Origin of the sequence: Streptomyces sp. Ag109_O5-1, assembly GCF_003814875.1 — a bacterium.
GTDB lineage: Bacteria > Actinomycetota > Actinomycetes > Streptomycetales > Streptomycetaceae > Streptomyces > Streptomyces sasae.
This window is the reverse complement of record NZ_RKQF01000001.1, coordinates 7239636-7251443: the sequence shown is the minus strand read 5'-3', so window position 1 is coordinate 7251443 and position 11808 is coordinate 7239636. Positions and strand designations below refer to the sequence as shown.

The window sequence follows — 11808 nt, the reverse complement described above, 5'->3', positions numbered from 1 at the left end:
GTGTGGGCCTGCCTTTTTCTATTCACAGACCCCTAAACGCGAAAAAGCCCCACACCGTGAGGTGTGGGGCTCTCTCTCAATATTTGTTCGGCGGCGTCCTACTCTCCCACAGGGTCCCCCCTGCAGTACCATCGGCGCTGTGAGGCTTAGCTTCCGGGTTCGGAATGTAACCGGGCGTTTCCCTCACGCTATGACCACCGAAACACTATGAAACTGTGAATGCCGCACCATGCCGTGACCCTGGCATGGGGCTGTTCGTGGTTTCAGAACCAACACAGTGGACGCGAGCAACTGAGGACAAGCCCTCGGCCTATTAGTACCGGTCACCTCCACCAGTTACCTGGCTTCCAGATCCGGCCTATCAACCCAGTCGTCTACTGGGAGCCTTACCCTCTTATAGAGGTGGGAGTCCTCATCTCGAAGCAGGCTTCCCGCTTAGATGCTTTCAGCGGTTATCCCTCCCGAACGTAGCCAACCAGCCATGCCCTTGGCAGAACAACTGGCACACCAGAGGTTCGTCCGTCCCGGTCCTCTCGTACTAGGGACAGCCCTTCTCAAGACTCCTACGCGCACAGCGGATAGGGACCGAACTGTCTCACGACGTTCTAAACCCAGCTCGCGTACCGCTTTAATGGGCGAACAGCCCAACCCTTGGGACCGACTCCAGCCCCAGGATGCGACGAGCCGACATCGAGGTGCCAAACCATCCCGTCGATATGGACTCTTGGGGAAGATCAGCCTGTTATCCCCGGGGTACCTTTTATCCGTTGAGCGACGGCGCTTCCACAAGCCACCGCCGGATCACTAGTCCCGACTTTCGTCCCTGCTCGACCCGTCGGTCTCACAGTCAAGCTCCCTTGTGCACTTACACTCAACACCTGATTGCCAACCAGGCTGAGGGAACCTTTGGGCGCCTCCGTTACTCTTTAGGAGGCAACCGCCCCAGTTAAACTACCCATCAGACACTGTCCCTGATCCGGATCACGGACCCAGGTTAGACATCCAGCACGACCAGACTGGTATTTCAACGACGACTCCACCCGAACTGGCGTCCGAGTTTCAAAGTCTCCCAGCTATCCTACACAAGCCGAACCGAACACCAATATCAAACTGTAGTAAAGGTCCCGGGGTCTTTCCGTCCTGCTGCGCGAAACGAGCATCTTTACTCGTAGTGCAATTTCACCGGGCCTATGGTTGAGACAGTCGAGAAGTCGTTACGCCATTCGTGCAGGTCGGAACTTACCCGACAAGGAATTTCGCTACCTTAGGATGGTTATAGTTACCACCGCCGTTTACTGGCGCTTAAGTTCTCAGCTTCGCCCCGACGAATCAGAGCTAACCGGTCCCCTTAACGTTCCAGCACCGGGCAGGCGTCAGTCCGTATACATCGCCTTACGGCTTCGCACGGACCTGTGTTTTTAGTAAACAGTCGCTTCTCGCTGGTCTCTGCGGCCACCCCCAGCTCAAGAGGAAAACTCTCTCACCAGGTGTGGCCCCCCTTCTCCCGAAGTTACGGGGGCATTTTGCCGAGTTCCTTAACCATAGTTCACCCGAACGCCTCGGTATTCTCTACCTGACCACCTGAGTCGGTTTAGGGTACGGGCCGCCATGAAACTCGCTAGAGGCTTTTCTCGACAGCATAGGATCATCCACTTCACCACAATCGGCTCGGCATCAGGTCTCAGACTATGTGCTGTCCGGATTTGCCTAGACAGCGTCCTACACCCTTACCCCGGGACAACCACCGCCCGGGATGGACTACCTTCCTGCGTCACCCCATCACTCACCTACTACAAGTCTGGTCCGTCGGCTCCACCACTTTCCTTTCCCCGAAGGGTCCGGAACGGCTTCACGGACTTAGCATCGCCTGGTTCGATGTTTGACGCTTCACAGCGGGTACCGGAATATCAACCGGTTATCCATCGACTACGCCTGTCGGCCTCGCCTTAGGTCCCGACTTACCCTGGGCAGATCAGCTTGACCCAGGAACCCTTAGTCAATCGGCGCACACGTTTCTCACGTGTGAATCGCTACTCATGCCTGCATTCTCACTCGTCAACCGTCCACAACTACCTTCCGGTGCTGCTTCACCCGGCAGACGACGCTCCCCTACCCATCACAGCACCCGTTGGGGCTATATGCTGCAATGACACGACTTCGGCGGTACGCTTGAGCCCCGCTACATTGTCGGCGCGGAATCACTAGACCAGTGAGCTATTACGCACTCTTTCAAGGGTGGCTGCTTCTAAGCCAACCTCCTGGTTGTCTCTGCGACTCCACATCCTTTCCCACTTAGCGTACGCTTAGGGGCCTTAGTCGATGCTCTGGGCTGTTTCCCTCTCGACCATGGAGCTTATCCCCCACAGTCTCACTGCCGTGCTCTCACTTACCGGCATTCGGAGTTTGGCTAAGGTCAGTAACCCGGTAGGGCCCATCGCCTATCCAGTGCTCTACCTCCGGCAAGAAACACACGACGCTGCACCTAAATGCATTTCGGGGAGAACCAGCTATCACGGAGTTTGATTGGCCTTTCACCCCTAACCACAGGTCATCCCCCAGGTTTTCAACCCTGGTGGGTTCGGTCCTCCACGAAGTCTTACCTCCGCTTCAACCTGCCCATGGCTAGATCACTCCGCTTCGGGTCTTGAGCGTGCTACTCATACGCCCTATTCGGACTCGCTTTCGCTACGGCTACCCCACACGGGTTAACCTCGCAACACACCGCAAACTCGCAGGCTCATTCTTCAAAAGGCACGCAGTCACACCGAAGTGCTCCCACGGCTTGTAGGCACACGGTTTCAGGTACTATTTCACTCCCCTCCCGGGGTACTTTTCACCATTCCCTCACGGTACTATCCGCTATCGGTCACCAGGGAATATTTAGGCTTAGCGGGTGGTCCCGCCAGATTCACACGGGATTTCTCGGGCCCCGTGCTACTTGGGTGTCTCTCAAACGAGCCGCTGATGTTTCAGCTACGGGGGTCTTACCCTCTACGCCGGACCTTTCGCATGTCCTTCGCCTACATCAACGGTTTCTGACTCGTCTCACGGCCGGCAGACCGTGAAAGAGAGATCCCACAACCCCGTATACGCAACCCCTGCCGGGTCTCACACGCATACGGTTTGGCCTCATCCGGTTTCGCTCGCCACTACTCCCGGAATCACGGTTGTTTTCTCTTCCTGAGGGTACTGAGATGTTTCACTTCCCCTCGTTCCCTCCACACTGCCTATGTGTTCAGCAGTGGGTGACAGCCCATGACGACTGCCGGGTTTCCCCATTCGGAAACCCCCGGATCAAAGCCTGGTTGACGACTCCCCGGGGACTATCGCGGCCTCCCACGTCCTTCATCGGTTCCTGGTGCCAAGGCATCCACCGTGCGCCCTTAAAAACTTGGCCACAGATGCTCGCGTCCACTGTGCAGTTCTCAAACAACGACCAGCCACCCATCACCCCCAAGCCAGAGCCTGGAGTTCACTGGGGCCGGCGACTGAAGGAAGATCATTCCCTCAGACACCCAACAGCGTGCCCGGCCGAACCCCGCCCGAAGATCATGCGTTCCACGCTCCGAAGAGCAGTACTTGCAGCCTCCGACCCGAGAGTCAGACCGAATAATCAACGTTCCACCCATGAGCAACCAGCACCGGACATTCGCCGATGTACTGGCCCCTGACCGGCCTGAACCGGTAAGAAGTGCTCCTTAGAAAGGAGGTGATCCAGCCGCACCTTCCGGTACGGCTACCTTGTTACGACTTCGTCCCAATCGCCAGTCCCACCTTCGACAGCTCCCTCCACAAGGGTTGGGCCACCGGCTTCGGGTGTTACCGACTTTCGTGACGTGACGGGCGGTGTGTACAAGGCCCGGGAACGTATTCACCGCAGCAATGCTGATCTGCGATTACTAGCGACTCCGACTTCATGGGGTCGAGTTGCAGACCCCAATCCGAACTGAGACCGGCTTTTTGAGATTCGCTCCACCTCACGGTATCGCAGCTCATTGTACCGGCCATTGTAGCACGTGTGCAGCCCAAGACATAAGGGGCATGATGACTTGACGTCGTCCCCACCTTCCTCCGAGTTGACCCCGGCGGTCTCCTGTGAGTCCCCATCACCCCGAAGGGCATGCTGGCAACACAGAACAAGGGTTGCGCTCGTTGCGGGACTTAACCCAACATCTCACGACACGAGCTGACGACAGCCATGCACCACCTGTACACCGACCACAAGGGGGCGCCTGTCTCCAGACGTTTCCGGTGTATGTCAAGCCTTGGTAAGGTTCTTCGCGTTGCGTCGAATTAAGCCACATGCTCCGCCGCTTGTGCGGGCCCCCGTCAATTCCTTTGAGTTTTAGCCTTGCGGCCGTACTCCCCAGGCGGGGAACTTAATGCGTTAGCTGCGGCACCGACGACGTGGAATGTCGCCAACACCTAGTTCCCACCGTTTACGGCGTGGACTACCAGGGTATCTAATCCTGTTCGCTCCCCACGCTTTCGCTCCTCAGCGTCAGTAATGGCCCAGAGATCCGCCTTCGCCACCGGTGTTCCTCCTGATATCTGCGCATTTCACCGCTACACCAGGAATTCCGATCTCCCCTACCACACTCTAGCTAGCCCGTATCGACTGCAGACCCGAGGTTAAGCCTCGGGCTTTCACAATCGACGTGACAAGCCGCCTACGAGCTCTTTACGCCCAATAATTCCGGACAACGCTTGCGCCCTACGTATTACCGCGGCTGCTGGCACGTAGTTAGCCGGCGCTTCTTCTGCAGGTACCGTCACTCTCGCTTCTTCCCTGCTGAAAGAGGTTTACAACCCGAAGGCCGTCATCCCTCACGCGGCGTCGCTGCATCAGGCTTTCGCCCATTGTGCAATATTCCCCACTGCTGCCTCCCGTAGGAGTCTGGGCCGTGTCTCAGTCCCAGTGTGGCCGGTCGCCCTCTCAGGCCGGCTACCCGTCGTCGCCTTGGTGAGCCATTACCTCACCAACAAGCTGATAGGCCGCGGGCTCATCCTTCACCGCCGGAGCTTTTAACCCTCACAGATGCCCGTGAGAGTGTTATCCGGTATTAGACCCCGTTTCCAGGGCTTGTCCCAGAGTGAAGGGCAGATTGCCCACGTGTTACTCACCCGTTCGCCACTAATCCCCACCGAAGTGGTTCATCGTTCGACTTGCATGTGTTAAGCACGCCGCCAGCGTTCGTCCTGAGCCAGGATCAAACTCTCCGTGAATGTTTACCGGTAATCCGGTGCACACACACGAGAGCGGAACAGTCGGAGGAATGATCCGACCGTTCACAGCGTCCTCGCTGTGTTTTTTCAAAGGAACCTCGACCATCGGAATGTTCCGACGGACGGGGTATCAACATATCTGGCGTTGATTTTTGGCACGCTGTTGAGTTCTCAAGGAACGGTCGCTTCCTTTGTACTCACCCTCTCGGGCTTTCCTCCGGGCTTCCCTTCGGTGTTTCCGACTCTATCAGATCTTTTTCCGATCCGATTTCCTCGGTGCTTTCCAGGTTCTCGCTTTCGCGTTTCCCTTTCCGGCGGTTCCGACTTTATCAGAAGTTCTTGGCCGGTCTGACCGGCCACTCATTTCTGAGTAAATCGGAGGGTGGCTTCGATGTACCGGAGAGAAGTCTCCGTTATGAAGCAGATTGATTCTAACGATCGGCCCTGAACTTGTCCAGTTCTAGGCAACTGTTTGAATCTACCTCCCCACCCGACCCGTGTCAATGGGTCTTCCGGGGCGAAGAGGAGACTAGCAGCTCACGGGGGGTCTCCGCACATCAGGCGGCCGTTGGGACGAACGCGCTGCGCTCGGCTTCCTCGAGGTCGCCCGTCTCACCGGCTCGCGCGGCTCGGCCGCCGAGAACGAAGACATAGGCAAGGAATGCCAGCTCAGCGACCACTCCGATGCTTATCCGGGCCCAGGTCGGCAGGCCGGACGGGGTGACGAAGCCTTCGATGGCGCCGGAGACGAACAGGACCAGAGCCAGGCCGATCGCCATCCCCACAGCGGCGCGCCCTTCTTCCGCAAGGGCCGTACGGCGGCTCCGCGGGCCCGGGTCGATGAGTGTCCAGCCAAGGCGGAGCCCGGTACCCGCGGCCACGAAGACAGCGGTGAGTTCGAGGAGCCCGTGCGGGAGGACCAGACCCAGGAAGGTGTCGAGACGGCCGGCCGAGGACATCAGTCCGAAGCCGACGCCCAGGTTGAGCATGTTCTCGAACAGGATCAGGAGAACCGGCAGGCCGAGGAAAACGCCCAGGACCAGGCACATCGCGGCGGCCCTGGCGTTGTTCGTCCAAACCTGGGCTGCGAAGGAGGCCGCGGGGTGGCTGGAGTAGTAGGTCTCGTACTCGCCGCCGGGGCGGGTCAGCTCCCGGAGCTGGCTGGGGGCCGCGATGCTCGACTGCACGTCCGGGTGTGTGCCGATCCACCAGCCGAGGAGGATCGCGAGAGCGGTGGATATCAGCGCCGTGGGCACCCACCAGTGTCGGGAACGGTAGACAGCGGCCGGGAATCCCTGCCCCAGGAAACGGGCGACGTCGCGCCAGGAGGCCCGACGGGTTCCCGTCACGGCGCTGCGCGCGCGTGCCACCAGTTGGCTGAGGCGTCCGACGAGCTGGGGATCGGGGGCGCTGGACTGGATCAGGGAGAGGTGTGTGGCGGTGCGCTGGTAGAGGGTGACGAGTTCGTCGGCTTCGGCTCCGTTGAGGCGCCGTTGGCGACGGAGGAGCACGTCAAGGCGGTCCCACTCGGCTCGGTGTGCGGAGACGAAGACGTCGAGGTCCATCGGGTCTGCCTGCTCCTCGGCTGGTCGTCGACTGCCTGTCGTAGCAATCTGCGCAGCTGTCAGCTTGTCGTACTGGGGCGCGATGCGCCCTCAGCTTGGCAGACTTGCGCTGTACGGGGCAGACCAGGGGAAGGCGGCGGGCGTGAGTGGGCTGGTGACGGGTGAGGCGGTGGCGCTCGAGCTGCGTCCCGCGAAGCTGCCCAGCAGGGCACTGGCGGTGCTGCTCGACCTGATCGTGGCCATCACCGTGTACATCGGTGTGTCGTTTGCCCTGGTGGCGGCCACGGCCTCGCTCGACGAGGCTGCGCAGGTCGCGCTGTCGATCGCCACGTTCCTGTTGTTGCTGGTGGGCGGGCCGATCGCGGTGGAGACGCTGAGCCATGGCCGATCGCTGGGCAAGATGGCCTGCGGGTTGCGCGTCGTACGTGACGACGGCGGGCCCATCCGGTTCCGGCACGCGCTGGTGCGCGGTGCCCTCGGCGTGGTCGAGATCCTGATGACGTTCGGCGTCGTCGCCTGTATCGCCTCGCTGATCTCGGCGCGCGGCCGACGGTTGGGGGACGTGTTCGCGGGGACCCTGGTGGTTCGGGAGCGGGTGCCCGTCGGGCAGGCCCGTTTCATTCCGCCGCCTCCGCCCTGGCTGTCGGGACGTTTCGCCGAGCTGGACCTGTCGGCCGTTCCGGACGGGCTGTGGCTGGCTGTCCGGCAATACCTGACGCGGATGCAGCAGCTCGATCCGCAGGTCTCCTGGGTGATGGCCGAGCGGCTCGCGGCGGACATCGCGAGCCGGACGGGGACCCCGGCGCCGCAGGGCGTTCCGCCGACCGCCTATCTCGCGGCGGTGGTGCAGGAGCGGCAGTCCCGTGAGGCCCGGCGGGCCTTCGCGGGCCAGACTTCTTCGGAACCCGGTGCGCCCAACGCGTACGCCCTGACGGCCCCTGCCACTCCGTATGGGTACGGCCCCTCGTACGGCCCCTCGGTCCCGGGTGCGCCCGGTGCGCCCCTTGGCTACGCCCCTCCGGTGCCCCAGGCGCCCGTCCCGCCGCCGTCGCCTGGTCAGTCCGGGCCCACCGCGCCGGCCGTGACGTATCCCGTGCCGGGCGACCAGGCGGCTCCGGCTCCGGTGCCCGGCGCCTCTCCCGCACCGGCGCCCGAGCGGCCCGCCACCGGGTTCGCGCCGCCTGCCTGAGCACGAACCTTTCCGGTCAGTCGTCGAAGACGGTCAGTCGTTGAAGACGGACGGTGGCGACTGCAGGTCCTCCAGTTCGAGTCCGGGCGCTGCGAGGACCACGTCGCCGGCGAGGTGCACGGTGTGCTGTTCGCCCGTGTCCAGGGCTGTGACCTGGTATTCGTCCACGGTCAGGGGGCCGTTGTCAGTGGCGTGTGTTTCTCTTCTCAGCAAGGCCCAGGACTGGTCCACGGTGCGCGGGGCGAGGACCGGGTCCGTGAACGCCACGAGGCGTACGCGGGTCGCGGCGGCGGAAGGGGGGAGGCGCAGGAGACGGGCGGTGGCGATCAGGAACGCGGGGGACGTGCCGGTGAAGGCGTGGGCGCGCACATTGCCTTCGGTGGCATGGGTGCCGGTGGGGTCCGTGCGGACCCAGGTGACGCCGTCCAGGGCGGCGCCGCGCACCTGCCAGCCTCCAGCGTGGAGTTCCAGACGGATGGGGCGGCCGAGGTCGTCGAGGGCGAGATCGACGGAGCCGCTGTGGTCACCGGAGGGGGTGGTCACTTGGGAGACATAACGCCAGCCGGAGGGGCCGGGGGCGCACTGGAAGTGTTCTTCGCCGAGGGGGGTGCGATCGTGCGGATCGTGAAGCGAATAACGGCCGCGGGGCATGGGGGTCCTGGGGCTTGACGGGGTGAGAGTCCGGCGCCCACCGGCCGGGTGGGCGGACGGCGGACCAAAGGGGCAGGCCCCCGGCACGGGGGTGCGGGGGCCTGCCTCGATGGACCGGAGGACCTGCCTCCGGGAGAGCACGTCAGTGCACTGGCGTGCTCCCCGGTGGCCGGGTCGCGGACTCAGTAGCGGTAGTGGTCCGACTTGTACGGGCCGTCGACCTCCACGCCGATGTACGCGGCCTGCTCGGGGCGCAGCGTCGTCAGCTTCACGCCGAGCGCGTCCAGGTGCAGGCGGGCGACCTTCTCGTCGAGGTGCTTGGGCAGCGTGTAGACGCCGACCGGGTACTCGTCGGGCTTGGCGAACAGCTCGATCTGGGCCAGCGTCTGGTCCGCGAAGGAGTTGGACATCACGAACGACGGGTGACCGGTGGCGTTGCCCAGGTTCAGCAGGCGGCCCTCGGAGAGGACGATGAGGACCTTGCCGTCGGGGAAGGTCCAGGTGTGGACCTGCGGCTTGACCTCGTCCTTGACGATGCCCGGGACCTTGGCGAGGCCGGCCATGTCGATCTCGTTGTCGAAGTGGCCGATGTTGCCGACGATGGCCTGGTGCTTCATCTTGGCCATGTCGGCGGCCATGATGATGTCCTTGTTGCCGGTCGTGGTGATGAAGATGTCGGCCTTGTCGATGACCTCGTCGAGGGTCGTGACCTGGTAGCCGTCCATCGCTGCCTGGAGGGCGCAGATCGGGTCGATCTCGGTGACGATGACGCGGGCGCCCTGTCCGCGCAGGGACTCCGCGCAGCCCTTGCCCACGTCGCCGTAGCCGCAGACGACGGCGGTCTTGCCGCCGATCAGGACGTCGGTGGCGCGGTTGATGCCGTCGATCAGGGAGTGCCGGCAGCCGTACTTGTTGTCGAACTTCGACTTGGTGACGGCGTCGTTGACGTTGATCGCCGGGAAGAGGAGAACGCCGTCGCGCTGCATCTCGTACAGGCGGTGGACGCCGGTCGTGGTCTCCTCGGTCACGCCGCGGATCTCCGAGGCGAGCTGGGTCCACTTCTGCGAGCCGTCCGTGATGGTGCGGTGCAGGAGTTCGAGGATGACGCGGTGCTCGTCGGACTCGGCGGTGTCGACGGACGGGACCTTGCCGTCCTTCTCGTACTCGACGCCCTTGTGGACGAGGAGGGTGGCGTCACCGCCGTCGTCGAGGATCATGTTGGGGCCGCCGGTGGGGCTGTCCGGCCAGGTCAGCGCCTGCTCGGTGCACCACCAGTACTCCTCCAGGGTCTCGCCCTTCCAGGCGAAGACCGGGACACCCTGCGGGTTGTCCACCGTGCCGTTCGGGCCGACGGCGATGGCGGCGGCCGCGTGGTCCTGGGTGGAGAAGATGTTGCAGGACGCCCAGCGGACCTGGGCACCCAGGGCCACCAGGGTCTCGATCAGGACGGCGGTCTGCACGGTCATGTGCAGGGAGCCGGTGACGCGGGCGCCGGCCAGCGGCTGCGCGTCGGCGTACTCCTTGCGGATCGACATCAGGCCGGGCATCTCGTGCTCGGCGAGGGTGATCTCCTTGCGGCCGAAGGCGGCCAGGGAGAGGTCGGCGACCTTGAAGTCCTGTCGGTTGTCGACAGTCGTCATTGCGAGCTGCTCCTCGGGGTTGGGGCGAGGGTGGGTACGGCTGGTCTGCGCGGCGGCGGACACAGGGGTGCCCGAAAGGAGGACACAGGCATGCCCGCGTGCACGCAGCGCAGTCCGTCGGAGGCCCTCTCTCCCTCGGACGGCCCGCGTGGGACCGCCCGACCGCCATCAGCAGCGACGTCTGGCTCCGTCCCAAGCTACACCGGAGGGGCGGGCCGTCCCCAGTCCGCCTCCGAACAGTTCACGCCGTTCGTGGGGCGGGGGTGTGCTCGGCGGACTGGAGTGCGAAGGAGTGCGGGGGGTCTCTGTGAGGGAGCGAGCAGAATGCGGCAGACCGGGTTCTACCAGGTCTTTCGTGCCCTTGAGCCGGGGTTGGGGGGCGTTGCGGGGCGGGCGGAGATCGAGGATTGCGATCAGGCTCGCGGGGCGTCCGGGACGGCGCCTCGTGTGAGGAAGCAGGCCCGGGCCGTCGGCCAGGAGGCTCAGTGGCCGGCCGGGTGGGGGGTCGGGCCGCCCGGGGTGGCCTTCGGGTCGGGGCCCTTGGCGGCCTCGGCCTCGCTGTAGATGTCGGGCTCCAGGTAGATCACACGGGCGATGGGGACCGCCTCGCGGATGCGGGCCTCCGCGGCGTTGATGGCGCTCGCGACCTCGGCGGCCGTGTCGTCGTGCTGGACGGCGATCTTGGCGGCGATCAGGAGTTCCTCGGGGCCGAGGTGGAGGGTGCGCATGTGGATGATGCCGGTGACCGTGTCGCCGTCGACGATCGCGGCCTCGATCTTCTTGACCTCTTCGAGGCCCGCGGCCTCGCCGAGCAGCAGGGACTTGGTCTCGGCAGCCAGGACGAGGGCGATCAGGACGAGCAGGACACCGATACAGACCGTGCCGACGCCGTCCCAGACGCCGTCACCGGTGAGCAGGGCGAGGCCGACGCCGCCGAGGGCGAGCACGAGACCGATGAGCGCGCCGAAGTCCTCAAGGAGGACGACGGGCAGCTCGGGGGCCTTGGCGCGGCGGATGAACTGCGACCAGGACAGCTTGCCGCGCAGTTCGTTGGACTCCTTGATGGCCGTCTTGAAGGAGAAGCCCTCGGCGATTATCGCGAAGACGAGGACGCCCACCGGCCAATACCAGTGCTCGACTTCGTGCGGGTGGCTGATCTTCTCGTAGCCCTCGTAGATGGCGAACATGCCACCGACCGAGAAGAGGACGATCGAGACGAGGAAGGCGTAGATGTACCGCTCGCGGCCGTAGCCGAAGGGGTGTTGCGGGGTCGCCTCGCGCTGGGCCTTCTTGCCGCCGATGAGCAGCAGGAACTGGTTGCCGGAGTCGGCGAGCGAGTGGACGCCCTCGGCGAGCATCGACGAGGAGCCGCTGAACGCGAACGCCACGAACTTCGATACCGCGATCGCGAGGTTGGCGCCGAGTGCCGCCACGATCGCCTTGGTGCCGCCTGACGCGCTCATGTGTCGCGTTGTCCCTTCTCGCCGTCGTCCGTCTACGCCGTCCAGGCGCGCGCTCGTCCGTGTGCGGGCTCTTT

General features: G+C 63.6%; 5 protein-coding genes and 3 rRNA genes. 1 reads left to right on the top strand and 7 read right to left on the bottom strand.

Going from position 1 to position 11808, the window contains the following annotated elements; genetic code table 11:
- Positions 1 to 85: 85 nt before the first annotated feature.
- From rrf to EDD90_RS32920, 4 genes are all read right to left on the bottom strand, one after another.
- A 5S ribosomal RNA gene (gene rrf, locus EDD90_RS32940) occupies positions 86 to 202 on the bottom strand.
- Between the two features lie 91 nt (positions 203 to 293).
- Positions 294 to 3397 (bottom strand): 23S ribosomal RNA (locus EDD90_RS32935).
- Between the two features lie 305 nt (positions 3398 to 3702).
- Positions 3703 to 5226 (bottom strand): 16S ribosomal RNA (locus EDD90_RS32930).
- The 16S, 23S and 5S rRNA genes sit together here, the layout of an rRNA operon.
- A 557-nt stretch (positions 5227 to 5783) precedes the next feature.
- Positions 5784 to 6791 carry a stage II sporulation protein M gene (locus tag EDD90_RS32920; RefSeq protein ID WP_123976525.1) on the bottom strand — a complete coding sequence of 336 codons (1008 nt, stop codon included), beginning with the start codon at positions 6789 to 6791 and terminating at the stop codon, positions 5784 to 5786.
- Between the two features lie 142 nt (positions 6792 to 6933).
- Here EDD90_RS32920 and EDD90_RS32915 point away from each other — a divergent pair, with 142 nt between their 5' ends.
- A complete protein-coding gene (locus EDD90_RS32915; RefSeq protein ID WP_185149297.1) occupies positions 6934 to 7980 on the top strand; it encodes an RDD family protein in 1047 nt (348 codons plus the stop codon).
- Between the two features lie 33 nt (positions 7981 to 8013).
- On the opposite strand, the gene EDD90_RS32910 is transcribed toward EDD90_RS32915, so the two are convergent.
- The 3 genes from EDD90_RS32910 to EDD90_RS32895 form a co-directional block, all read right to left on the bottom strand.
- Positions 8014 to 8631: a hypothetical protein gene (locus EDD90_RS32910; protein WP_123976524.1), complete on the bottom strand. Its 618-nt coding sequence runs from the start codon at positions 8629 to 8631 to the stop codon at positions 8014 to 8016.
- A 182-nt stretch (positions 8632 to 8813) separates the two neighbouring features.
- A complete protein-coding gene (gene ahcY, locus EDD90_RS32905) occupies positions 8814 to 10271 on the bottom strand; it encodes an adenosylhomocysteinase (protein WP_123976523.1) in 1458 nt (485 codons plus the stop codon).
- A 482-nt stretch (positions 10272 to 10753) separates the two neighbouring features.
- Complete coding sequence (locus EDD90_RS32895; RefSeq protein ID WP_123976521.1) at positions 10754 to 11734, bottom strand: cation diffusion facilitator family transporter; 981 nt, start codon at positions 11732 to 11734, stop codon at positions 10754 to 10756.
- Positions 11735 to 11808: the final 74 nt, after the last annotated feature.

Coding starts and splice junctions, on each gene's coding strand:
- EDD90_RS32920 (WP_123976525.1), bottom strand. CDS start 6,791: ATGGACCTCGACGTCTTCGTCTCCGCACACCGAGCCGAGTGGGACCGC.
- EDD90_RS32910 (WP_123976524.1), bottom strand. CDS start 8,631: ATGCCCCGCGGCCGTTATTCGCTTCACGATCCGCACGATCGCACCCCC.
- ahcY (WP_123976523.1), bottom strand. CDS start 10,271: ATGACGACTGTCGACAACCGACAGGACTTCAAGGTCGCCGACCTCTCC.
- EDD90_RS32895 (WP_123976521.1), bottom strand. CDS start 11,734: ATGAGCGCGTCAGGCGGCACCAAGGCGATCGTGGCGGCACTCGGCGCC.